This window comes from Erwinia sp. OLFS4, from assembly GCF_002752165.1.
Lineage (GTDB): Bacteria > Pseudomonadota > Gammaproteobacteria > Enterobacterales > Enterobacteriaceae > Izhakiella.
Window position 1 is genome coordinate 1 of the sequence record NZ_MOMB01000002.1, and the last position, 24356, is coordinate 24356.

Sequence of the window (24356 nt, forward strand, 5' to 3'; positions counted from 1 at the left end):
TAAGCGTAAGTGAGTTGAAACACGCGGTGGCAGTCACGGCAGCGAAATCTGTCATAGCCTTTAGGGTTCTGACCATGGCGGTAAACCTGAACAGACTGACAACGGGGACAATGAACGTTAACGCTGGCCATAAGAGAACCTCAAAAGCCCGCATTATACATCAGATTCAACCAATTAGAGGCATCACCTGAATATTGTCTTACCAGACACATAGCAACAATAACAGGCGTCAGAAATAGCTGAAAATAGCGATAAACCTTGCCATGGCAAAGGGGCAGAATTGCGCTATGCGTCAGATCGGCAGAACGGGCATGCTGAGCAGGCTGCGGGCGCTTTATTCCGCCGCATAGCCCTCAGGCGCCAGTGGCTGGCCATCAAGCCAGGCCATGTCGTCAGACATGCGCAAACGGCCGGCGCAAAACCAGGCGATAACCAGCGGATAGATAGCATGTTCCTGATGCTGCACCCGCGCCGCGACGTCAGCAACGCTGTCGCTGGCGAACACCGGTACCCGTGCCTGAAGAATAACCGGCCCGCCATCCAGTACCTCGGTGACAAAGTGTACCGAAGTGCCGTGCTCGCTATCACCGTTTTCTATTGCCTGGCGGTGGGTATCCAGGCCAGGATATTTTGGTAATAGCGAAGGATGGATATTCAGCAGACGCCCGGCATAGTGCCGGACGAAAGGGGCGGTCAGGATGCGCATATAGCCTGCCAGCACCACCAGATCCGGCTGGAAGCCGTCGATTTTGGCTATCAGCTGTTGGTCAAAGGCTTCGCGGCTGGTGGCGGGGGAAAGCGCGCAGCTAGCAATACCCGCCGCCTGCGCGCGCTGCAATCCGTAAGCATCGGCTTTGTTACTGATAACGGCCACTACCTGGCCGGCGATTTTCCCCTGCTGGCAGGCCGCGATAATCGCCTGCAGGTTGCTGCCATTTCCGGAGATCAGCACGACAATCCTCATCATGCAATAACCACTGCCTCCGGCCCGTCGTAAGCGTTGATCCGGCCAAGCTGCCAGGCGTGTTCACCGGCATCTGTCAGCAACCTGATGGCCCGGTCGGCATCCGCTGCATTCAGCGCAATCACCATGCCAACCCCGCAGTTAAAGGTGCGATACATTTCATGCCGGCTGACATTACCCGTCTGCTGAAGCCAGCGGAATACGGCCGGCCACTGCCAGCTGGATTCGTCGATCACCGCCTGGGTGTTCTGCGGCAGTACGCGCGGGATATTTTCCCAGAAACCACCGCCGGTAAGGTGCGCAATGGCATGAACGTCCAGCTGTTCAATCAGATTCAGCAGGTTTTTTACGTAGATGCGCGTGGGTTCAAGCAGGTGATCAGCAAGAGATTTACCGTCGAGCATGGTGCTTTGTGCGTCGGTATGGCTGACTTCAAGAATTTTACGAATCAGTGAATAACCGTTGGAGTGGGGGCCACTGGAGCCAAGTGCAATCAGTACATCACCATCCTGTACCTTACTGCCGTCGATAATCGCCGATTTTTCCACCACGCCAACACAAAAACCGGCAACATCATAATCGTCACCATGATACATGCCTGGCATTTCAGCGGTTTCGCCGCCCACCAGCGCGCAGCCGGCCTGCTGACAGCCTTGCGCAATGCCGGTTATCACGCTGGCAGCGGTGTCGACATCGAGCTTGCCGGTGGCGTAATAGTCAAGGAAAAACAGGGGTTCAGCGCCCTGTACCACCAGATCGTTGACGCACATGGCCACCAAATCAATGCCGATACTGTCATGGCGTTTCAGATCCATGGCCAGACGCAGCTTGGTACCAACGCCATCGGTACCGGAGACCAGTACCGGTTCACGATATTTTTGCGGCAGGGCGCACAGGGCACCAAAGCCTCCCAGACCACCCATGACTTCAGGACGGCGGGTTTGTTTTACCACGCCTTTAATGCGGTCAACTAATGCATTGCCAGCATCAATATCAACGCCGGCGTCTTTATAGCTCAGAGAGGTTTTATCGGTCACTGCAAAATCCCCACGCGGTTGCGGTTGGTGGTATAAACGGGAGCGCGGCAATTCTAGCAGCGTGAGAAATCGTTTGCGAGTACCATGTTAAGCCACATTGCCTTGCAATGGATTTTGCTGGATGCTTTATTAAATAACGCGCATTTGATTTATTACTCCTGGCAGGCCTGCTAAAAGGCGGTATAATCGCGCGATTTTTTTTGTCGCTAATATATTCCAGGAGTCCAAGCCATGAAGATCGTGGAAGTCAAACACCCGCTGGTCAAACATAAACTGGGTCTGATGCGTGAACACGATGTCAGCACCAAGCGATTCCGCGAGCTGGCATCAGAGGTAGGGAGTCTGCTGACTTATGAAGCGACGGCCGATCTGGAAACCGAAAAAGTCACTATCGAAGGCTGGAATGGCCCGGTAGAGATTGAGCAAATTAAAGGCAAAAAAATTACCGTCGTGCCAATTCTGCGTGCTGGACTCGGGATGATGGAAGGCGTACTGGTGCTGGTGCCAAGTGCTCGCATCAGCGTAGTCGGTGTCTACCGTGACGAAGAGACTCTGGAGCCGGTGCCCTATTTTCAGAAGCTGGCATCCAGCATGGACGAACGCATGGCACTGGTGGTCGATCCGATGTTAGCGACCGGTGGTTCAATGATTGCAACTATCGATTTATTAAAGAAAGTCGGCTGCAGCAGCATTAAAGTTCTGGTGCTGGTTGCCGCTCCGGAAGGGATACGCGCGCTGGAAAAAGTCCACCCGGACGTGGAGCTTTATACTGCCTCTATCGACCATGGACTGAATAATAAGGGCTACATTATTCCCGGTCTCGGCGATGCCGGCGACAAAATATTTGGTACCAAATAACTGTTAAAGCCGACCGCAGAGTCGGCTTTTTTTTAACAAAAAACAACTCAAGGGGATTGCTATGACTCGTCGTGCTATTGGTGTCAGTGAACGACCACCGCTGTTGCAAACTATTCCACTCAGTTTTCAGCATCTGTTTGCCATGTTTGGCGCCACCGTACTGGTACCGATCCTGTTTCATATTAATCCGGCCACGGTATTGTTATTTAATGGCGTCGGCACCTTGCTTTACTTATTGATATGTAAAGGTAAAATACCGGCTTATCTTGGTTCCAGCTTTGCGTTTATCTCACCGGTTTTACTGCTGTTACCTCTGGGATATGAGAAAGCGCTTGGCGGTTTTATCCTCTGTGGTGTGCTGTTTTGTCTGGTGGCGCTGATTGTAAAAAAGGCCGGTTCTGGCTGGCTTGATGTCATGTTTCCACCTGCGGCAATGGGGGCGATAGTTGCGGTAATAGGCCTGGAACTGGCCGGTGTAGCGGCCGGAATGGCTGGACTGCTTCCTGCCGAAGGGGCGGCCGCAGATGGTAAAACCATTGCAATTTCCATGATAACGCTGGCGGTGACGGTTTTTGGCTCCGTGCTGTTTCGCGGCTTCCTGGCCATTATCCCGATTCTGATTGGCGTGCTGGTGGGTTATCTGCTGTCTTATTTTATGGGCGTCGTTGACTGGACTGCGGTTAATCAGGCGCAGTGGTTTGCCCTGCCAACGTTTTATAAACCCCAGTTTGACTGGGCGGCTATGCTGACCATCGTCCCGGCGGCGCTGGTGGTGATAGCTGAGCATGTTGGCCATCTGGTGGTGACGGCCAATATCGTGAAAAAAGACTTAATCAGGGACCCCGGTTTGCATCGCTCAATGTTTGCCAACGGGATTTCCACCGTCATTTCCGGTTTCTTTGGTTCGACGCCCAATACGACCTATGGTGAAAACATCGGTGTTATGGCGATAACCCGCGTCTACAGTACCTGGGTGATTGGCGGTGCGGCTATTCTGGCTATTTTGCTTTCCTGTATTGGTAAACTGGCGGCGGCAATTCAGGCTATACCAGTACCGGTTATGGGCGGGGTTTCCCTGCTGCTATATGGCGTTATTGCCGCATCCGGGGTACGGGTACTGATTGAGTCAAAGGTGGATTATAACAAAGCACAAAATCTGATTCTGACCTCGGTTATTCTGATCATTGGCGTCAGCGGTGCCCGGGTTCATATTGGCGCCGCGGAGCTGAAAGGGATGGCGCTGGCAACGGTAGTTGGCGTACTGCTGAGCCTGATTTTCAGGGCGATTTCATTGCTGCGTCCGGAAGAGGTTGTACTGGATGCGCAGGAAAATGACCGCCGGTAATCGTGGCGGACAGGCCGTTGCCGCTGGTTTCATTTCCGGCGCTGAACTGTGATAAACTCAGCGCCGTATTCTGCCGCTTAACTCAGAGGTGATTCTGAACACGCCAGCGCAGCTCTCCCTGCCACTTTTTTTGCCGGATGATGAAACCTTTGCCAGCTTCTGGCCAGGGGAAAATCCGGTGCTGCTAGCGGCATTACAGAATGCGCTGATGCAGGATCATGGCAGCTATTTTTATATCTGGGCGCGCGAAGGAAGCGGTCGCAGTCATCTGCTGCATGCCGCCTGTGCCAGCCTTTCTGCCCGTCATCAGGCGGTGGGCTATGTCCCGCTGGATAAACGTACCTGGTTTGTGCCCGAGGTACTGGAAGGAATGGAACAGCTGGCGCTGGTATGCATTGATAATATTGAATGTATTGCCGGTGATGATGCCTGGGAAATGGCGATTTTCAATCTGTACAACCGCATCCAGGAAAGCGGTCGCGCGCGGCTGATTATCACCGGCGACCGGCCGCCGCGTCAGCTTAATCTGACGCTGGCGGATTTAGCCTCACGCCTTGACTGGGGACAAATTTATCGCCTGCAGCCGCTGTCCGATGACGATAAAGTACAGGCTTTGCAGCTGCGGGCCCGTCAGCGCGGATTTGAGCTGCCGGAAGACGTTGGCCGCTTTTTGTTAAAGCGGCTGGACCGTGAAATGCGCACGTTGTTTACTACGCTTGACCGGCTGGATTATGCCTCAATCAGCGCCCAGCGAAAATTAACCATCCCCTTTGTTAAGGAAACCCTCGGCCTTTAGCGGGCCGCCGGCAGCCTTCTACAGCAAAGAAAGTACCTGCTGCGGTGGCCGCCCCAGTTTTGCCTGCTCCCCAACCACCACAATCGGACGTTCAATCAGCGTTGGATTTTGCGCCATGGCCTGCAGTAAAGCAGCCTGGCTGAGGCTGGGATCGGCCAGATTAAGCGTTTTATACAGGCTCTCTCCGGTGCGCATAAGCTGACGGGCATCGCTGAAACCCAGCTGGACTAATAACCTGTTTAACGTGGTTACGTCAGGGGGCGTGGTTAAATAGGGAATGATGTGTGGATGAATGCCTTGTGCTTCCAGCAGGGCCAGTGTTTCCCGGCTTTTGCTGCAACGAGGGTTGTGATAAATCGTTACCTCTGACACGTTTTCCTCCTTGTTGGCGATTAAGAACGCTGATATTGCCGGAAGCGCTGCTGCAGCTGGCGCAACTGGTCGATGCGTGCATCATAACGCGCTTGCTCAAGACTGCCGAGACGCGACTGGGCGCTGGCACTGCTGAGCGCGCGAATAGCCTGATCCAGCTGGCCACTGAGAGCCAGACTTTCTGCTCTGGCCGCCAGCTCTTCACTGGTCAGGCCCTGAGCCGCATCGGCCTGGGCCAGCAGATCCCAGCCGTTAGCGTCATCTTTGTGATTCCAGGTATAGCGGTTCAGTATGCGGGTGGCCTCGGCGGGCTGGTTGGCTTCAACGTAAGCATTCGCCAGATTGAGCTGCAAAATCGCATCATTTTTATTTTTCACCGCCAGCAGCCGGTGAATGGCTTGCTGTGGTTGCTTCAGACCAATATCGATATCGGTCATGATATCCAGATACCAGACATTGTCCGGGTCGTCCGCCAGTAACGGCGTCATTATCCGGCGGGCATCATCAAAGGATTTAGCCTGAAGAAACTGCACGGCTTTACCGTAACGGGCGGCCAGTTTTTCCCGGCTGTTTCCCTGTGACCAGCTATGCAGCAAATCATCGGTTAGCTGGTTTTGGCCGGTAGCATACATGCCGAGGGCACGTGCTTTGGCCAGATAAAATCCCAGTGAGGATTGTACGACCACTGGTTTCATTTGATTGGCGCGGTTACGGGCATCGGACAAACGACTGGCCGGCAGCGGGTGTGTCAGCAGCATTTCCGGCGGTTTTTGTCCATAGCGCGACTGGTCGGCCAGCTTTTGCAGAAAATTGGGCATCGCCTGGGGATCATAACCTGAGCGCTGTAATACCTGCAGGCCAATGCGGTCAGCTTCCTGTTCGTTTTGCTGAGTGAAGCTGATAATGCCTTGCTGGGTACCGGCCAGCGTGCCGGTCAGCGCAGCCATACCGGCCTGAGGATTTGCCATAATCAGTAATATTGAACCCAGTGCGCCTACCCATGTCAGCGGCGCATTGCGCTGCTGCTCTTCCATGGCACGGGCAAGGTGGCGCTGGGTGACGTGCGAGATTTCATGGGCCATCACTGACGCCAGCTGGCTTTCATTGTCGACATAGCGAAACAGGGCCGAGTGCAGCACCACGTTACCGCCAAAGAAAGCGAAGGCATTCAGCTCATCATTACGAATGAGGAAAAAGTGAAAAGGGGTGCGGACGGACCAGGCGTGAGAGACCAGGCTCTGCCCCAGACTGTTAATATATTGATTCAGCAAGGGATCGTTGATTAACGGCGCGCTGGCGCGCAGCTGGCGAACGTAGAAATCGCCCATCTGCCGTTCCTGATCAATGGTGAGCGTACCACCTGCGGTGGTGCCCATATCCGGCAGATTATCGCTGACATCTGCGCGTACTGGCGCTGCTGTGTGAACCAACAGGGCGAGCAGAGCTGAAGCAAGCATTCTGTTTTTTGATGGCTTGAACATGCATCTTTTCCTGATAAGAAGTCTTAAGTCAGACTGCGGGCCTGAAAAAATGTTAGCGCACCCGGTGAAATTTTACGGTGTATTTTACCTTCCTGACACCCGGATGAAAATCCAGCCAGCACTCGGGTGGTTTTGCTGAAAAAATTGCTTTTTGTTATTGCCCGGATTTTGAATGAAGATTAACACCATGCCATGGTTAAATAATGATATTAATCAATTCATTATAATAAATAAAGCCCAGTGATAACCATGATTTTGTTCAGAGAGCCGCAGATTATGTATTCAATAATGTCTTATCTTTTTCAAATAAACTGATAAATAGCTAGCATAAGGTTAGGTATACTCTGAAAAAGTATTTAGCCGTTCACAGTGTTATATTTTCTTCTTTAATCTTTGCTGGCGTAACTATCAGGCTGGTAAATGTATTTTTAGTGCCAGTATGGCTGAGGAAGGAATAATTTTTTGTTCAGTAAATTGGCCCGTTTTGTTCAATTTTATTTTTAAAAATGGCACGTCTTAAATATTGGTTTCATCAGGTTATCATAATGGTTTTCTGATAAGATATGATGGGTTGCCTGGTAGCGAAACCCCTGCAATTACCCTCCGCCTTTTTTCTCCCATCACCAGGATACTTTGCCTGTGATATATCTTCCTGCGTAGTCGTCTCTGATGTCACGCGCTGTTGCGTGAACGATTTTAATTGTGGTGTGGAGAACCGGTAAAATGCGTCAGATTATTTCTTATATAGCCATTGCTGCCGTGGCGGGCTTTGTGGGAGCGAGTTTTTCTAAAGCTCCGGAATTAGTCAGTAAGGTCAACGCACGTTTAAATAGCCCGCCAGCCGAGCCGGCCGGTTTCTGGACCACACCAGCCATTGCGGGTTATGGAAAAATTCACTACGAACAGAACGTGGCCTATAAACCAGATGTGCAGGATAGTAATAAGATTGTTTTTCAGATAACCAAAAGTGAAAATAATATGAGGGACCCTAATCTTGGATTAGAGCGCGTTGCGCGGGTGGTCAATCTTTATATTGCTTCCGGCGTGCCGGCGGAGAAGCTTAAATTTGTCGTTTCTGTGACCGGTGATGGTACGCCAGCCATGCTGGACAATAGCCATTATCATGCTGCTTACGGAATTGATAACCCCAATCTGAAATTAATCAGTGAACTGCGTGACAAAGGCGTCGACGTTTCGGTGTGCGATCAGTCGGTGGCATTTCATCATTATCAGTATAACTGGATTGATAAATCAGTGACGCATGCACTGTCCAGTCCGACCACCGTTTCTACCTTACAGAATCAGGGCTACGCTTACCTGCAAATGTAACTGATCCGGCGGGCCTGGCGCACAGAATAATTTGCCTGTCCGGCATTTGAGATTATTCCTATGCTGAGTGGTCAGTGTACAATAGCGCTATAGTTTGTCAGGTTCCCGCCTGATTTGCCAAAAACAGGGTAAGGCATCGAGAATGAACCACACCGGTATTGCCGTATGTTAAGGTCGCTGCGACCTAAAACAGATTTAAAAACGCTGATAACGCTGCTGGTGGTTGCCAGCATTGTCATTACCCTGGCGAATGCACTCTATGCAACGAGGCGTGTTCAGCAGACGGTACTGATTAACAATGCGCTGGAGGCAAACCGTGTCTATGCCACCAAGCTGGCTTCGACCACTGAAATCTTTTTCCAGCAGGCGCAGTCTCAGCTGGCCTGGAGTGCGAACGGGATGGGGAAAGCGTTCAGCAATACGGCTCTGTTGCAGCAGGAAGTGCAGCGACTGCGCACACAGACTAATAGCTTTAATTCCGTCGCGGTAGTGGATGCCAGAAGCGTGGTACTGGCGGCGTCTTCTGAGTCATCCATGCTGGAAGGAAAACAGCTGCATACCGATGCTACACGCCAGGCACTGACGGCGCGACGGCCGCTTATTAGCAAGCCTTCGCTTTCCGCTACCGGCAATCTGATTGTGCTGATTTCGTGGCCGGTGACGGCGCCAGATGGCCGGTACCTTGGCTATGTTGGTGGCACTATCTATCTGAAAAAACACAGTGTGCTCAATGCGCTGCTGGAAGAACAATTTTACCGTGACGGCACCCGTCTGTTTGTCACCGATGAAGATAATCGCATGCTATACCATCAGCACAGTGAGATGATTGGCAGAATCATTGAGCCATTCATTTCGCCTCAGCTCAGGGCGCAGCAAAGCAGCGGTTATCAACAGGTGGTGCGGGCTAATCAGGATGTGATGCTGGCAGGTTACGCCATTGTCCCGGTGGCTAACTGGACCATCGTTGCGTTGAAACCCCGGCAAACTACCCTGGCACCGCTGGACACCCTGTTGTTACAGGTACTGAAACATTCGGTTCCGCTGGCGCTGCTGACGCTGGTGCTGGCGCTGTTGCTGGCCCGGCTGATTGCCTTGCCTTTGTGGCAGCTGGCACGTAAGGCGGGAGAAATGGATGTTCAGGGCGTGTCAGGTGAGATCGAAGGGATTCGTTCCTGGTATTTTGAAGCATTACAGATTAAGCGCGCTATTCTTACTGGCATCAGCCTGCTGCAGGATAAAATCGGTCGTCTGCGGGTTGAAGTGCAAACCGATCCGATGACACAGTTACTTAATCGTCGCGGTCTGAATGCGGTGCTGGAGTACTTTCTGGCCACTCAGCAATCTTTTGCCGTACTGGCCATGGATATTGACCATTTCAAACGGGTGAATGACAGTTTTGGTCATGATGTTGGTGACCTGGTGCTGCAAAGCGTCGCGCGCCAGATGGAAGCCTGCTCACGCAAAAGTGATGTCATCTGTCGTAACGGTGGTGAAGAATTTTTGATGATTCTGCCCGGTGCGACCCAGGAGACTGCCCTGAGTATTGCCGAACGGCTGCGCGAACAGATAGCACAACAGGCGCTGGAAACGGTGGGGCATATTACGATTTCCATTGGGGTGGCGTTCTGGCACCCGCAAGAAACGACTCTGGAACACACGTTCAAACTGGCTGATGCTGCGCTTTATCAGGCCAAAGAGGCGGGGCGAAACCGGGTCATCATGCTGCCCGCAGGCAGTTAAAAGCGCCATTACTGGCGTGTCATGCAGTACTGGCACTAAAATAGAGCATTAACCTGTGTTAAAAATACCCATTGCGCAGGGATAATCGCCATCAAATGGGCTTACCCGCACGGCAGGTTAGGGTACACTGTCAACTCTTCTTTCCTGGTACAGGCGGCTTGAATGCTGGAGTTGTTAAGGCAGTGGTATCGCCGACGTTTTAGCGATCCACAAGCAATTGCGTTGCTGATCATTCTGGTTGGCACCTTTTGTATTATTTACTTTTTTAACGGCATGCTGGCACCGCTATTAGTGGCGCTGGTGATTGCTTATTTGCTGGAGTGGCCCACAGCGCGTCTTGAAAGAATGGGCTGTACGCGCGCCTGGGCGGCGGCACTTATTATGTTGCTATTTGCTGGCATCGTGTTAATTCTGACGTTTGTGGTGGTGCCCGTTGCCTGGCAACAAGGCATTAATCTGACCCATGATTTACCCAACATGCTCAATAACCTTTATCGCTATGCGATGCGTCTTCCGGAACGTTTTCCTACTTTAATGGACGTCGGCATTATTGACATTGTGGTCAACGATCTGCGCAACCGGCTGAGTGGACTAGGCGAACAGGTAGTGAAATATTCTCTGGCCTCGTTGGTGGGATTGGTGACGCTGGCAATCTATCTGGTGCTGGTGCCGATTATGGTTTTTTTCCTGCTGAAAGATCGTGAACAACTGTGGGGCAGCGTACTGCGTATTTTACCGCGTAATCGCGGGCTGGCCGACCAGGTGTGGTTTGAAATGAACCAGCAAATCACTAACTATATCCGCGGCAAAGTTGTTGAGATGGTGGTGGTGGGCATTGCGACCTGGATTGGTTTTATCGTCGTGGGAATGAATTACGCGCTGTTGCTGGCGGTACTGGTTGGCATTTCAGTGTTGATTCCTTACGTCGGGGCGGTTATTTCGACGATTCCGGTTATCTGCGTCGGGCTGTTTCAGTGGGGTCTGGGCGGTGATTTCTGGACCATGCTGGCTATTTATCTTATTATTCAAGGGCTTGATGGTAATCTTTTGGTGCCGGTGCTGTTTTCTGAAGCGGTTAACCTGCATCCGCTGGTGATCATGATGTCGGTGGTGGTATTCGGCGACTTGTGGGGATTCTGGGGCGTCTTTTTTGCCATTCCTCTGGCAACGCTGATTAAGGCGGTAATGCACGCCTGGCCGGATGAGGCGCTGTTACCAGACCACAAACAACCGTGAAGCCCGGGCCGGTTATCCGGCCCGGGTTCTTATCATCAGGCGGACTTCAGGTAGTCCATGACGATGTCATGATGATTGCTGGTTTTGAAATCATCGAAGACTTTTTCTATTTTTCCTTCACTGCTGATGAGAAAACTGATGCGGTGAATACCATCATAAGTTTTACCCATAAAACTTTTCTCTCCCCATACGCCGAACTGCTGGCAAACCTGATGATCTTCATCAGAAAGCAGCGTAAAGTTCAGCATCTCTTTTTCCGCAAAGCGGGACAGCTTTTCCGGTTTGTCAGTGCTGATGCCTAATACCTCAACACCGGCTTTTTTCAGCTCGTCCATGTTATCACGCAGACCGCATGCCTGGACGGTACAGCCCGGCGTCATCGCTTTCGGGTAAAAATATACCAGAACGCGCTGTCCCTGGAAGTCGGTTAAATTCACTTGTTCGCCATCCTGGTCGGGCAAGCTAAATTTCGGTGCGGCGTCACCGGCTTTCAGTGGATTCATCACTACTCTCCATTTTTTCATCATGCTGTGGGTAATTCACGACGTTAATAGTGCCCTGAGCACCCAGTTCTGTACATAGATCGTTAAACGCTTGTTCGATTTGTGACGCAGCCCGCCGGGCGGGACTGTGAGCGGTTATCTGAATATAGAGTAAAGGCGGCTGGTTTTCTTGTGCAGTCTGTGTGCGGGAAACCAGCTCGGCAATATTCATCTGATAGGAATAAAATAAATCGGTGAAGCGTTCTATCAGATGCGGTGAGTCAGCAACCTCTACCTGAACCCAGACGGTTTCAGGCATTGGCGGCCTTTCCTGTGCCAGCGTGCGTTTCATCACGATAAGCAACTCCAGCTCGGCCCCTTTGAGGGGCAGGGTTGACTCTATAAGGTTAATCGCATTCCAGTTGCCGGACAACAGCATAATGAAAGTGAATTCTTCCCCTAGCATCGCCAGCCGGCTGTCTTCAATGTTGCAACCGCAGCTACTAACATGGCGGGTGATAGTGTTTACGATACCAGGACGATCGACGCCCAGCGCGGTAATCACAAGATGATGTTGCTGTGACTGCGGCAAAATAAGGATTCCTGTCAGGATACTAATAACAATAAGGTAAACATAAAAAAATCTGCTGACAAGCGCTTGAAACGCCTTGCGCCCTTGCTTTTGACCCAGGGTCAAACGTACCATGAAGTACTTGTTTGTCGAGGGGATGGCCAATGTTTACGGGAAGTATTGTTGCACTCGTTACACCGATGAATGAAAAAGGTGACGTCTGTCGGGCGAGTCTGAGAAAACTAGTTGATTATCATGTAAATAGCGGCACCTCCGCTATCGTCTCTGTTGGCACAACCGGTGAATGCGCCACCCTGACCCATGCTGAGCATGCGGATGTGGTCATGATGACGCTCGAGCTTGCCGATGGGCGCATTCCGGTGATTGCCGGCACCGGCACGAATGCGACCGCTGAAGGCATCTCCCTGACGAAACGTTTTGTTGGCACGGGTGTGGTAGGTTGCCTTACCGTGGTACCTTACTACAATCGCCCGACCCAGGAAGGGTTGTATCAGCATTTTAAAGCGATTGCCGAAAGTACCGAGCTGCCGCAAATGTTGTACAATGTGCCTTCCCGTACCGGCTGCGATATGCTGCCGGAAACCGTCGGCAGACTGGCAGAAATTAAAAATATTATCGGAATCAAAGAGGCGACCGGGAACTTATCGCGTGTTGCCCTGATCCAAGAGCTGGCTGGTGATGACTTCATTATCGTTAGTGGTGATGATGCCACCGCACTTGACCTGATGCAGCTTGGCGGCCGGGGAGTGATTTCCGTGACGGCGAACGTTGCCGCGCGTGAAATGGCTGACCTCTGCCGGCTGGCTGAAAACGGCGAGTTCGCAGCCGCACGTCGCCTTAACCAGCGACTGATGCCGCTGCATCAAAAACTGTTTTGTGAACCGAATCCTGTTCCGGTGAAATGGGCAGCCAGAAGACTGGGGCTGATAGAAACCGATACGCTGCGTCTGCCAATGACCCCGCTGAGCGCAGCTGCTGAGGCGGTGGTGGAACAGGCGCTGAAGCAGGCTGAACTGCTGTAATTTTAGGGAGAGTTGATGGCTTTTACAGTAAAAAGGTCCGCGCTATTTACGGTGCTTGGCCTTTCCACCGCGATGCTGCTGGCCGGGTGTTCTAACGATCAGCATTATAAACGTCAGGTCAGCGACAGTGACGACTACCTGAAAGCGCCTGGCCTGCAGGATCTGCATGCTCCGTCAGGAATGATTTTACCTATTCAGAACGGCGATTACGATGTGCCGGCGGTTGCCAGTAAAGGCCCGGTCGGCAAAAAGCTTGATATCCGCCCTCCGGCTCAGGCACTGGCTCTGATGAATGGCACCCGTACTCAGTTTAGCGGTAACACCGGTATGCTGATGTTAGATGGGGTGCGGAACGCCGGACTGTGGCCACAGGTGGTCAGCGTGGTGAAGTCACACCATTATCCGATTGCTGAACAGCAGGATGCCAGCCAGTCGTTAACGACAGACTGGGTTGAATGGCAGCGTGCCGACGAAGATCAACAGTATCGCGGCCGTTATCAGATTAGCGTTCAGCAGCAGGGTTACCAGCAGCTGTTGACCGTGCGCCTGTTACAGTTGCAGCAGGCCGGCAAGGATGTGAGTTCGTCAGCAGAAGTGCAGCGTTATACGGCACAGATGCTTAACGTCCTTAGCGGCGAACTGAATAAAGCCGAAGACGCCCGCGAAAATGCGGCGGCCAACCGTAGTGCCACTCAGCTCGACGTGCAGAGCGGTGCCGATGATACCGGCCTGCCGAATCTGATCGTGCGGGCGCCGTTTAATACCGTGTGGCAGCGCCTGCCGGCTTCACTTGAACGTATAGGCATGAAGGTGACCGACAGCAATCGCTCTCAGGGCAGCCTCAGCGTGAGCTATAAGTCACCGGGTAGCAGTAGCTGGGATCAGCTGGCTGCAAAAGATCCCGGTTTGCCAAATGGTAAATATAAACTTCAGGTCGGTGATTTAGGCAACCGCAGTAGCCTGCAGGTGCTGGACCCGAAAGGCCATACCCTGAGCCAGTCGCAGAATGATGCGCTGGTGCCGGTGTTACAGGCGGCTTTCAGTAAATAAAATGACCAACAGGCCGGGGCTATCCCCGGCTTTTTTATTCAGTCTGCGCAAACGTTACCGTTATCAATGTGCGGCAAGTATCTGGCAATCTGTGTGGAGTTAATAAAGATGCAAAAGCAAGCTGAGTTGTATCGTGGTAAAGCGAAAACCGTATACAGCACCGACAATCCGGACCTGCTGATACTCGAATTTCGCAATGATACGTCAGCAGGCGATGGAGCGCGTATTGAGCAGTTTGATCGCAAAGGAATGGTGAATAACAAGTTTAACTACTTCATCATGAGCAAACTGGAACAGGCTGGCATTCCGACCCAGATGGAAGCGCTGCTTTCCGCAAATGAAGCGCTGGTAAAGAAACTGGACATGGTGCCGGTGGAATGTGTGATGCGTAACCGCGCGGCAGGTTCACTGGTGAAGCGTCTTGGGGTAGAAGAGGGGATGATACTCAACCCGCCGCTGTTCGATCTGTTTTTGAAGAATGATGCAATGCACGATCCGATGATCAATGCCTCGTATTGCGAAACCTTTGGTTGGGTCAGTAAAGCGCATCTGGCGCGCATGGGTGAACTGACCGTTAAAGCTAACGAAGTACTGAGCCGGCTGTTTGATGATGCCGGGCTTATTCTGGTTGATTTCAAGCTGGAATTTGGTTTGTATCACGGCGAAGTAGTGCTGGGGGATGAGTTCTCACCGGATGGTGCGCGCCTGTGGGACAAGCAAACAATGGACAAGATGGACAAAGACCGTTTCCGTCAGAGTCTCGGCGGTGTTATTGAAGCCTACGAAGAAGTGGCGCGTCGTCTTGGTGTTAATCTGGATTAATGTTTCCCGGTGCCCGGTGAGTATCGGGCGCCGATTTTCCTGCTCCGCGCTGGTGTTCACGCGCCGCCCCGACTAAAATCCATCTTATTTATTCAGATTTATTAACCTGCTGCACGCCGGAGAAAAGTTATGCGCTGGAGAGGCCATCGCGAAAGCGACAATGTCGAAGACCGTCGGGATCAACCCACTGTGGGCGGTGGTCGTATGCGCATTCCGCGCGGCAAGGGCGGATTTGTGTTGCTGGTGATTGTGATGATAGCTGGATATTACGGGTACGATCTGACGCCGTTGTTAACCGGCGAATCAACTTCGTTAAGCGCACCACAGCAGCAGGGCGCGCGCAGCGCGCGCGATGATGAAGCGGCTAAATTTACCTCGGTGATGTTTGCATTAACGGAAGACACCTGGCAAAAATTGTTTAAACAGATGGGTAAACCCTGGCAGGCACCCACGCTGGTGATGTATCGCGGTGTGACGCCGACCGCCTGCGGCAGTGGTCAGGCCGCCATGGGACCGTTTTACTGTCCGGCAGACAGTAAGGTTTATATCGACCTGTCGTTTTATGATGAGATGAAAAACAAACTGGGTGCCGGCGGTGAATTTGCTCAGGGATACGTGATAGCCCATGAAGTGGGGCACCACGTACAAAAGCTGCTGGGTATTGCATCGAAAGTGCGGCAAATGCAGCAGGGGGTCAGTCAGGCACAGGCTAACCAGCTGTCGGTTAAGATGGAACTGCAGGCAGATTGCTTTGCCGGCGTCTGGGGACATTATATGCAGCAACAGGACATCCTCGAACCGGGAGATTTGCAGCAGGCGCTGAACGCAGCGCAAGCTATCGGCGACGATCGCCTGCAGCAGCGCAGTCAGGGCCGGGTGGTGCCCGACAGCTTTACTCATGGCACTTCCCAGCAGCGATATAGCTGGTTTAAGCGTGGCTTTGACAGCGGCAACCCGGCTGACTGCAATACTTTCCGGTGAACCGGTTAGCCGACTATACCGCTAAAATGTCAGTCTGCGGTATCCGCAGACTGGCCGTGTTGAGTGGCGATGCTCAATGGTGTCTGCAGCAGGCCGCCTGCTGGCAGCAAACGCTGCCGGGGGACTGGTTGTGGGTTGGCGGTGCGTCACCAGTCGCGCTAAGCTGTGCGCCGGATGCCATCCGTACGCTGCTTGGTCGTGAATTCCATCATGCGGTGTTTGATGCCCGTCAGGGCTTTCATGCCGAGGCATTTGCAGCGTTAGCCGGTACGCTGCGAGCGGGCAGCTGGCTGTTACTGCTAACGCCTGCGTTGGAAAGCTGGGCACAGCAGACTGACAGCGATTCACTACGCTGGAGCGAACAGCCTCAACCGATTGCAACCCCCAATTTTATCCGTCATCTATGCCAGCTGCTGTCTGATCCTCAGGTGCTGCTGCATCAGCAGGGCGCTGCGGTGCGCTGGCCGGATAACCACGCCTTTCCCCCCTGGCAAAGCCAGCCCGGGCAGCAGCAAGCATTGTGTCAGCAATTGCTGGCTAGTCCACCGGCGCTGCACGTGCTGACCGCCGGCCGCGGCCGCGGAAAATCGGCGCTGGCCGGAATGCTGGTACATCACTGGCCGGGCCCCTGCTGGGTAACTGCGCCGGCAAAAGCTTCCACGGCGGTGCTGTCCGCCTTTGCTGGCGAGCGCTTTCAGTTTATTGCTCCCGACCGGCTGCTGGCGTTATGCCGTGCCGGTGCGCCGCCGCAGGGAGACTGGTTGCTGGTAGATGAAGCGGCGGCGATCCCCGCACCTGTCCTGAGACAGCTTATCCAGTGCTTTCCCCGTGTTCTGCTGACAACCACGATTCAGGGCTATGAAGGAACCGGACGCGGTTTTGTACTGAAGTTCTGCGCTTCGTTGCCTGGGGTACGAATGTACAGTCTCAGTCATCCGTTACGCTGGGCTGACAACGATCCGCTGGAAAACTGGCTGCATCAGGCGCTGATTTTTAACGAGCCAGCGATTGTCAGCACTGACGGCGAGCTTCATTATGACGACTTGCAGCCCCGGGACTGGCGGCAGGCTGCAGACAGGCTTAGTCAGCTTTATCAGCTGTTATGCAGCGCGCACTATCGTACGTCCCCGCTTGATCTGCGGCGGATGATGGATGCGCCGGGCCAGCATTTTACTTTGCTTGTGCAGCAGTCGCGGGTACAGGGGGGGCTATGGCTGGTTGAGGAAGGCGGACTGGATCGGGCGCTGGCGGACAGAATATGGGCTGGATGGCGGCGTCCTGCCGGTAATCTGGTGGCACAATCACTGGCCGCCCATGCCGGTTTGCGCGACGCGCCGCAGCTAAGTGCCCGACGCATTAGCCGTATTGCCGTAGCGCCGGCATTGCGGCGGCAGGGGGTTGGCCGGCGGCTGGTGGCGCGAGCGGTGCAGCAGGCTGGTGGTTGTGATTATCTGTCCGTCAGTTTTGGCTACACGACGGAACTGGCGGCATTCTGGCAGGCCTGTGGCTTTCAGCTGGTACGTATTGGCAGTTATCGGGAAGCCAGCAGCGGCTGCTACACCGCTATGGCGTTGTTACCGCTGACCAGGCGGGGCAGCTGGCTGACCGAACGCGCGCAACGACGCTTTCGCGATGAGCTGGGCTGGCTGCAGGAGATGATTGATGAGCCTGAACTTGCGCCCGTTGCACGCTGCGAACGGCCACCTGACCAGCAGGACCTGCTGGAGCTGGCGGGTTTTGCTTTTGCTCTGCGCCCGTTTGAAGCCACCCGGGCGCCGCTGGGCAGGCTGTTGTTGCACAGCGTGGAGGCGATGCCGCTGCTGCGCGCGACGATATTACAGCGTCAGCCGGCAGCCACGCTGTGCCAGCAGTTTTCGCTGCGTGGCCGTCGCCAGCTGATGGCGCGCTGGCGTGAGGAAGCCGGTCGTGGTTTATACTCACTGGATGCCGGGCAGGCTGCCTCTTTGCAAGGGCAGATCCGCTTGTTGCAATAAATCCAACAACACCATCAAAAATTGCGCGTTTTCCTCCAGGCTGAGCAGCGTATAGTTATCAGCAGCACACAGGAGAATAGCCATGAAATCAGAACAAATCATCGTTCAGCGTCCTGCAGGACCTGCCGTACAGCTTTTTTTGCTGTTTCACGGTCAGGGAGAAAACCCGGCAGGGATGGCCAGCGCCATCGGCGACGCGTTAGCCCACTCTTTTCCGCAGGGGCTGGTGGTCAGTATTGGCGCGCTGCGTGCATGTGGCAGCGGGGTGGGACGACAGTGGTACTCTACCCGCGGGATGACGCCGGCTCAACGACAACAACGGGTTAATGACGCGATGCCATCGTTCATTGCGGCGGTACGTCGCTGGCAGCATGAAAGCGGGCTGGGGGCGGATGCCACAGCGCTGATTGGCTTCTCGCAGGGCAGTATTATGGCGCTGGAAGCGGTTAAACAACACGATGCCCTTGCCGCACGAGTTGTGGCCTTCAGCGGGCGTTATGCTGAATTACCGCAGCAGGCAAATCAGCACACCACCATTCACCTGATTCATGGTGATGATGACAAGCAGATCCCGTTGATTCACGCTGTTGATGCCCAGGAGAGGTTACAGGCACTTGGTGGCGATATCACGCTGGATATTATTGACGATCGCAGTCTGCAGCGGGCGCTTGATCACCTGCATCACACAATTCCGCTGCGCTACTTTGAACAAGCCATGAGCGGCAGCACGCCGGGGGAAAATGACGTGGTGACCTTTATCTGAGCTGACTACGCTGCCACGCGCTATGAATGTGAATAAGCAGCGCAGATGTATCAGCTATCGATAAGCGCGTTGCCGGCGGTTTGTTGGGCAACGCGTCTGGCGCTGAACCGTCTTCAGGATTTTTTCGGCCAGTCATCATCATCGTCCCATTTGGCATTATTATCACGATGGGGCGGCAGTTTGGGTTTGTTTTCCATATATTTTTTAGGATCAATGCGTTTCAGGTCCTTGTACACGTTAATCAGTACGCCGACCATCAGCACGATAATAATGATCCACCAGTATTGTTTTAACCATTCCATATTGTCTCCTTGGGTAAGCCGGGCGATCAGGCAATAAGCTGTTCCATAATGCGCTGATACATGCGGCTAAGCAGCTGCAGGTCTGCCGCTTTTACGCACTCATTAATTTTATGAATAGTGGCATTGACCGGCCCCAGTTCAACAACTTGTGCACCCATACGGGCAATAAAACGTCCATCAGAGGTGCCGCCGTTTGTCAGTAACCGGGGGGGGTGTTCAGTATAGTGTCCAATCGCGTTTACCACCGCATCCACCAGTTTGCCACGTTCAGTCAGGAAAGGCTGGCCGGAAAGCTCCCAGTGAATACTATAAGGCAGCGCATGTTTTTCCAGCATTGCTTCAACCTGGGCACGGATCTGTCCGTCAGTCAGTTCGGTGCTGAAGCGAAAATTAAATTGCAGTTTCAGATCGCCCGGAATGACGTTATTACTGCCGGTACCGGCATGGATATTGGCAATCTGCATACTGGTCGGCGGAAAAAACTCGTTGCCGTTATCCCATTCGGTGTTAATCAGTTCCTGCAGGAAAGGAGTGGCACGATGCACCGGATTATCGGCAAGATGCGGATAGGCAACATGTCCCTGAACACCGTGAACGGTCAGATTGGCGGTGATGGATCCCCGGCGGCCGTTTTTTACCACGTCGCCCACTGATTCGCTACTGGATGGCTCACCCACCAGGCAGTAATCGAGGGTTTCATTGCGCGCCATCAGCGTTTCGACCACTTTAACCGTGCCGTTTACCGCGCTGGCTTCTTCATCAGAGGTGATCAGAAAGGCCAGCCGGCCGCGGTGATCGGGATGTGCTGCGACAAAACGCTCAGCCGCTACTACCATTGCCGCCAGTGAGCCTTTCATATCGGCGGCACCGCGACCAAATAGCAGACCATCACGGATGGAAGGCTCAAACGGCGGACTGATCCAGCGTGAAGTATCACCAGGGGCTACCACGTCGGTGTGGCCGGCAAATGCCAGGGTTTCGCCTTCCCCCCGCCAGGCCCAGAAATTGTCCGTATCGCCGAAAGACATTTGTTCAACCGTAAAGCCAATCGCCTGAAGCCGGGAAATCATGATGGCCTGACAGCCGGCATCATCGGGGCTGAGAGAAGGGCGGCGGATCAGCTGTTGCGCCAGCTCTATGACCGGACAAAACATAATTAGCGGTTCTCCTGAATAAAGGCCGTATAGCGTTGCGCGTCAAAACCCAGCAGCATGGCACCGTTTTCCGCCAGCAATAGCGGCCGCTTAATCAGTGACGGATGGGCGAGCATGAGTTCAGCGGCGCTGGCTGCGTCCTGAACATTATTGCGTGTTGTTTCATCCAGTTTTCGCCAGGTTGTCCCGCGGGTATTCAGTAGCGCCTGATAGCCGAGGCTGTCAATAAAGCGGGCCAGCAGTCCGGCATCGAGACCATCAGTACGGTAATCATGAAAGTGCGCGTCGACCTGCTGTTCCTGCAGAAAACGGCGTGCTTTTTTTACCGTATCACAATTTTTGATGCCATAAATTTTAAGCATTTTTCCCTATTTCCTTGTTAAAAACGGGGTCATAATTCAGAGGATGACCTGCATCAATACATTAGTTTACAGCGGATGCATGCTTATGACAGCAGGTAATATGTCGCAGCTACAGACAGGAGGCAGAACACCATGAATTATATGAAAGATTCAGCGGCGCACCTGGTGCAGGAGACCCGCTCAACGATTATTTTCAAACGGGTGAAAGGGAGCCGTTGCGATAAGTTTAATCAGGTGGTGGAGGCCGTGCTGGCTGAACACCCTGAAGCTAAAACCCACATTGACAGCGAAAGCGGTGCTTATGACACCGTCGTTGTCGCCAAATAAGGGTGAATAAGCGATCAGCGAAAGTTATCCATTTTTTCAACATTCGCCGGGGGAAATACCGCATACCCGGCGCTCTCAGCAGGCTGGCGCGCTGAGTAACCTGCGGCCAGCCGGCCAGCCAGTATAACAGCACTTTTGCTTTCAGCCATTTTCTGAGCCGCTGCGGGCGGTCTTCTGCCCCGGCAGCCTGAGGGATGATTGCGCTCAGGCTGTTGGCGGCCGGGTTTTCAGCGGAAAGCGTTTTCTCACCAGCATAAAGAATAGCGGAACAAAAAAGATTGCCAGCAGCGTCGCGGCAACCATCCCACCCAGCACCCCGGTACCGACCGCATGCTGACTGTTGGAACCGGCTCCTGATGCCAGAACCATCGGTAGCACGCCGAAACCAAATGCCAGTGAGGTCATAATAATTGGTCGCAATCGCTGACGCGACGCTTGTAATACCGATGCCATCAGCGGCAGTCCCTGACGATTCATGCTGTTGGCAAACTCAACAATCAGAATGGCGTTTTTAGCGGTCAGACCAATGACGGTCAATAGCCCAACCTGAAAATAAACGTCGTTATCCAGACCACGTAACCAGGTGGCAACCAGCGCGCCAAACACCCCCAATGGCACCGCCAGCATCACTGAAAAGGGAATGGACCAGCTTTCATATAAAGCGGCCAGACAGAGAAAAATAACCAGCAGTGACAGTGCGTACAGCGCGGGAGCCTGAGAGCCGCTCAACCGCTCCTGGTAAGACGCCCCGGTCCATTGCAGGCCAAATCCTTCTGGCAATTGTGCGGCCAGCTGTTCCATTACCTTCATAGCGGTACCGGAACTGGTACCGGCCGCCGGCTCGCCAACAATCTCAACCGACGGGTAACCGTTGTAACGTTCCAGCCGCGGTGAGCCACTTTGCCAGTGAGAGGTGGCAAATGCGCTGAATGGCACCATCTGACCGCTGGCATTGCGGACATACCATTTATTGATGTCATCAGGCAGCATGCGTGAGTCAGCTTCCGCCTGGACATACACTTTTTTGGTACGACCGCGATCGAGGAAATCGTTGACATAGCTTGAGCCCCAGGCAGTGGTCAGGGTGTCGTTAATATCAGTGATTGATAATCCCATCGCCTGTGCTTTACGCTGATCAACGTCAATTTGCAGCTGCGGACTGTCGTCCAGACCATTGTGACGCACCCGGGCCAGATCGGCGTTATGACCGGCCATTTCCAGTAATTTATCGCGTGCTTGCATCAGTGCGCTGTGGCCCATACCGCCGTGATCCTGCAATTCCAGATCGAAACCTGAGGCACTGCCAAGGCCGCTGATTGCCGGCGGGCTGCTGGCAATGACGCGCGCTTCATTAATCTGGCGGAAATAGCGGGTGGCGCGTTCAATAATAGCAAAGGCGCTGTTGTCGCTGCCCGGGCGGGCTTGCCAGTCTTTCAGACGAATAAACAGGCGGGCGACATTTTGTCCGTTGCCACCCGGCCCGGCGCCCACGGTGGAGAAAACCGACTGCACATTCTGTTTTTCATCATGCATATAGTAATTTTCAACTTTTTCCACCACCTTCAGAGTCTGGTTCATGGTTGAGCCTGGGGGGAGCTGCACCTGGGTCATAAACACGCCGCGATCTTCCAGCGGCAGAAAACTGCCGGGCAGGCGGGTAAACAGGACAACCAGTCCAGCCAGCAGCAGCAGGTAAAGCAGCAGACAGCGACCCGCCCGTTGTAACAGTCTGGCGACGCAGTGCTGGTAACGATCGGCATTGCGGTTAAACTGCCGGTTAAACCATGCGAAGAACCCCCGACGGTGGTGACCGTTTGCGCCCGGTTTTAACAGGCTGGCACAGAGTGCAGGCGTCAGAATCATCGCTACCAGTACCGAAAGGGCCATGGCAGAAACAATGGTGACGGAAAACTGACGGTAGATTTCGCCGACGGTGCCGCCAAAAAATGCCATCGGCACAAACACCGCAGACAGGACCAGAGCAATACCGACCAGCGCGCCCTGAATCTGCCCCATCGATTTGCGCGTAGCGTCACGCGGGGAAAGGCCTTCTTCACTGATAATACGCTCGACGTTTTCCACCACCACGATGGCATCGTCTACCAGCAGGCCAATGGCCAGCACCATGGCAAACATTGTCAGCGTATTGATGCTGAACCCGCAGGCATCCAGGATAGTAAAGGTCCCCAGCAGAACGACCGGGACGGCGATAGTGGGTATCAGGGTTGCCCGGAAGTTCTGCATAAAAAGGTACATCACCGCGAATACCAGCAGAATGGCTTCGAGCAGGGTCTTGACTACATCGTGGATCGACGCTTTTACAAAAGGGGTTTCTTCATAGGCGATGCGTGCCTGTAACCCGTGAGGGAAATAATGCGACAACTCTTCAACCCGCTGACGCACCAGCCGGTCAGTTTCTATCTCATTGGCGCCATCGGCCAGCTTGATGCCCAGTCCGGAAGCGGTTTGTCCGTTATATCGGGTGATGTAGTTGTAGCTTTCCGCGCCAAGGGCGATGGTCGCCACATCGCCAAGCGTAACCAGTGAACCATCCTGTGCCACTTTCAGCGTAATCTGGCGAAACTGCTCCGGCGTTTGCAATAGCGATTGCGCGTTAACGGTGGCGTTAAGCGCCTGCTGGCTGGTTTGCGGCAGACCACCCAGCTGACCGACAGCAACCTGGGTATTCTGGGCTTTAATGGCATTAACCACGTCGGCGGTGGTGAGTGCATATTTAATCAGTTTGTCGGGATTAAGCCAGATGCGCATGGCATACTGCGAGCCATACTGATCGATTTCGCCCACGCCGTTAATACGGCTGAGCGGATCCTGGACGTTACTGGCTATATAGTCAGCAATGTCCTGGCGGCTCATGCTGCCGTCAGTGGAAACAAACCCAAACATCAGAATATTACTGTCACCCACCTTTTTTACCGTCACCCCCTGCGACTGAACAGCCTGTGGCAGACGCCGTAGCGCGGTATTAAGCTGATTTTGTACCTGCTGTAAGGCTTCATCGGGATTGGTGCCGGCACTGAAGGTCAGCGATATGGTGGCCTGACCGGTGTTACTGCTCTGGGAGGACATATAGAGCAGATGATCAATGCCGGTCATGTTTTGTTCAATGGTCTGCGTCACGGTATTATCAACGGTTTTAGCCGAGGCACCGGGATAAGTTGTGGTGATACGCACATGTGGCGGCGCAATATTCGGGTATTGTTCTACCGGCAGATTAACAATAGCCAGCGTGCCGGTCAGGCACAACAATATCGCCAGCACCCAGGCAAAAATGGGGCGGTCGATAAAAAAATTCGCCATGAAAACTCAGCTCCCGATGCATGCCAGCC

At 53.5% G+C, this 24356-nt stretch carries 25 protein-coding genes; 13 read left to right on the plus strand and 12 right to left on the minus strand.

Features of this window, described 5'->3' with window-relative positions; all coding sequences use genetic code 11:
• From BL249_RS00745 to purM, 3 genes are all read right to left on the minus strand, one after another.
• On the minus strand, positions 1-131 hold a 131-nt coding region (locus tag BL249_RS00745; RefSeq protein WP_342633895.1), incomplete at its 3' end, for an IS1 family transposase.
• A 203-nt stretch (positions 132-334) separates the two neighbouring features.
• Positions 335-967 (minus strand): phosphoribosylglycinamide formyltransferase, encoded by a 633-nt coding sequence (purN, locus tag BL249_RS00750; RefSeq protein WP_099705188.1) that lies wholly within the window; start codon positions 965-967, stop codon positions 335-337.
• Complete coding sequence (purM, locus tag BL249_RS00755) at positions 964-2001, minus strand: phosphoribosylformylglycinamidine cyclo-ligase (RefSeq protein WP_099705187.1); 1038 nt, start codon at positions 1999-2001, stop codon at positions 964-966. Before purM ends, purN begins: the two co-directional genes overlap by 4 nt.
• 231 nt (positions 2002-2232) lie before the next feature.
• Here purM and upp point away from each other — a divergent pair, with 231 nt between their 5' ends.
• From upp to hda, 3 genes are all read left to right on the plus strand, one after another.
• Positions 2233-2859, plus strand: a complete 627-nt coding sequence (upp, locus tag BL249_RS00760) for a uracil phosphoribosyltransferase (protein ID WP_099705186.1) — start codon at positions 2233-2235, stop codon at positions 2857-2859.
• Positions 2860-2920: 61 nt separating this feature from the next.
• Complete coding sequence (gene uraA / locus BL249_RS00765) at positions 2921-4204, plus strand: uracil permease (protein ID WP_099705185.1); 1284 nt, start codon at positions 2921-2923, stop codon at positions 4202-4204.
• Positions 4205-4292: 88 nt separating this feature from the next.
• On the plus strand, positions 4293-5000 hold the full coding sequence (hda, locus tag BL249_RS00770; RefSeq protein ID WP_099705184.1) for a DnaA inactivator Hda: 708 nt from the start codon (positions 4293-4295) through the stop codon (positions 4998-5000).
• A gap of 18 nt (positions 5001-5018) precedes the next feature.
• Here hda and arsC read toward each other — a convergent pair whose 3' ends face one another.
• Both arsC and bepA read right to left on the minus strand, forming a co-directional pair.
• A complete protein-coding gene (arsC, locus tag BL249_RS00775) occupies positions 5019-5372 on the minus strand; it encodes an arsenate reductase (glutaredoxin) (protein WP_099705183.1) in 354 nt (117 codons plus the stop codon).
• 20 nt (positions 5373-5392) lie between these two features.
• The gene (bepA, locus tag BL249_RS00780; protein WP_446717688.1) at positions 5393-6829 is read right to left on the minus strand and encodes a beta-barrel assembly-enhancing protease; all 1437 of its coding nucleotides are present in this window, start codon (positions 6827-6829) and stop codon (positions 5393-5395) included.
• 747 nt (positions 6830-7576) lie between these two features.
• On the opposite strand from bepA, the gene BL249_RS00785 reads away from it, so the two are divergent.
• The 3 genes from BL249_RS00785 to BL249_RS00795 all read left to right on the plus strand — a co-directional run bounded on the left by BL249_RS00785 (position 7577) and on the right by BL249_RS00795 (position 11158).
• Positions 7577-8182, plus strand: coding sequence for a DsrE family protein (locus tag BL249_RS00785; protein WP_099705181.1), 606 nt, complete (start codon positions 7577-7579; stop codon positions 8180-8182).
• 165 nt (positions 8183-8347) lie between these two features.
• Positions 8348-9922 carry a sensor domain-containing diguanylate cyclase gene (locus BL249_RS00790; RefSeq protein WP_099705180.1) on the plus strand — a complete coding sequence of 525 codons (1575 nt, stop codon included), beginning with the start codon at positions 8348-8350 and terminating at the stop codon, positions 9920-9922.
• A 162-nt stretch (positions 9923-10084) separates the two neighbouring features.
• Entirely contained in the window at positions 10085-11158 is a 1074-nt protein-coding gene (locus BL249_RS00795; protein ID WP_099705179.1) for an AI-2E family transporter, read from the plus strand.
• Positions 11159-11193: 35 nt separating this feature from the next.
• Here the strand turns inward: BL249_RS00795 and bcp are convergent, their stop codons facing one another.
• Together bcp and BL249_RS00805 are read right to left on the minus strand one after the other, a co-directional pair.
• Positions 11194-11661: a thioredoxin-dependent thiol peroxidase gene (gene bcp, locus BL249_RS00800; RefSeq protein ID WP_099705178.1), complete on the minus strand. Its 468-nt coding sequence runs from the start codon at positions 11659-11661 to the stop codon at positions 11194-11196.
• Positions 11639-12232: a glycine cleavage system transcriptional repressor gene (locus BL249_RS00805; protein ID WP_099705199.1), complete on the minus strand. Its 594-nt coding sequence runs from the start codon at positions 12230-12232 to the stop codon at positions 11639-11641. Before BL249_RS00805 ends, bcp begins: the two co-directional genes overlap by 23 nt.
• Positions 12233-12375: 143 nt before the next feature.
• Here BL249_RS00805 and dapA point away from each other — a divergent pair, with 143 nt between their 5' ends.
• From dapA to ypfH, 6 genes are all read left to right on the plus strand, one after another.
• Complete coding sequence (gene dapA / locus BL249_RS00810) at positions 12376-13254, plus strand: 4-hydroxy-tetrahydrodipicolinate synthase (protein WP_099705177.1); 879 nt, start codon at positions 12376-12378, stop codon at positions 13252-13254.
• 15 nt (positions 13255-13269) lie between these two features.
• Positions 13270-14304, plus strand: a complete 1035-nt coding sequence (bamC, locus tag BL249_RS00815; RefSeq protein WP_099705176.1) for an outer membrane protein assembly factor BamC — start codon at positions 13270-13272, stop codon at positions 14302-14304.
• A 108-nt stretch (positions 14305-14412) separates the two neighbouring features.
• On the plus strand, positions 14413-15126 hold the full coding sequence (gene purC, locus BL249_RS00820) for a phosphoribosylaminoimidazolesuccinocarboxamide synthase (protein ID WP_099705175.1): 714 nt from the start codon (positions 14413-14415) through the stop codon (positions 15124-15126).
• 129 nt (positions 15127-15255) lie between these two features.
• The gene (gene ypfJ / locus BL249_RS00825) at positions 15256-16107 is read left to right on the plus strand and encodes a KPN_02809 family neutral zinc metallopeptidase (RefSeq protein ID WP_099705174.1); all 852 of its coding nucleotides are present in this window, start codon (positions 15256-15258) and stop codon (positions 16105-16107) included.
• Positions 16104-18101, plus strand: a complete 1998-nt coding sequence (locus BL249_RS00830; protein ID WP_446717687.1) for a tRNA(Met) cytidine acetyltransferase TmcA — start codon at positions 16104-16106, stop codon at positions 18099-18101. The genes ypfJ and BL249_RS00830 overlap by 4 nt, the downstream gene beginning before the upstream one ends.
• Before the next feature lie 82 nt (positions 18102-18183).
• Entirely contained in the window at positions 18184-18864 is a 681-nt protein-coding gene (gene ypfH, locus BL249_RS00835; protein ID WP_099705173.1) for an esterase, read from the plus strand.
• Between the two features lie 113 nt (positions 18865-18977).
• Here ypfH and BL249_RS00840 read toward each other — a convergent pair whose 3' ends face one another.
• The 3 genes from BL249_RS00840 to BL249_RS00850 are packed head-to-tail and all read right to left on the minus strand — an operon-like array spanning position 18978 to position 20682.
• A complete protein-coding gene (locus BL249_RS00840; RefSeq protein WP_099705172.1) occupies positions 18978-19166 on the minus strand; it encodes a YpfN family protein in 189 nt (62 codons plus the stop codon).
• 26 nt (positions 19167-19192) lie between these two features.
• Entirely contained in the window at positions 19193-20320 is a 1128-nt protein-coding gene (gene dapE / locus BL249_RS00845; protein ID WP_099705171.1) for a succinyl-diaminopimelate desuccinylase, read from the minus strand.
• A 2-nt stretch (positions 20321-20322) separates the two neighbouring features.
• Positions 20323-20682, minus strand: coding sequence for an ArsC family reductase (locus tag BL249_RS00850; RefSeq protein WP_099705170.1), 360 nt, complete (start codon positions 20680-20682; stop codon positions 20323-20325).
• 132 nt (positions 20683-20814) lie between these two features.
• Here BL249_RS00850 and BL249_RS00855 point away from each other — a divergent pair, with 132 nt between their 5' ends.
• Complete coding sequence (locus tag BL249_RS00855) at positions 20815-21009, plus strand: hypothetical protein (protein ID WP_099705169.1); 195 nt, start codon at positions 20815-20817, stop codon at positions 21007-21009.
• A gap of 14 nt (positions 21010-21023) precedes the next feature.
• Here the strand turns inward: BL249_RS00855 and BL249_RS19345 are convergent, their stop codons facing one another.
• Together BL249_RS19345 and acrD are read right to left on the minus strand one after the other, a co-directional pair.
• Complete coding sequence (locus BL249_RS19345; RefSeq protein ID WP_256385412.1) at positions 21024-21158, minus strand: hypothetical protein; 135 nt, start codon at positions 21156-21158, stop codon at positions 21024-21026.
• Between the two features lie 55 nt (positions 21159-21213).
• Entirely contained in the window at positions 21214-24327 is a 3114-nt protein-coding gene (acrD, locus tag BL249_RS00860) for a multidrug efflux RND transporter permease AcrD (RefSeq protein ID WP_099705168.1), read from the minus strand.
• Between the last annotated feature and the right edge of the window lie 29 nt (positions 24328-24356).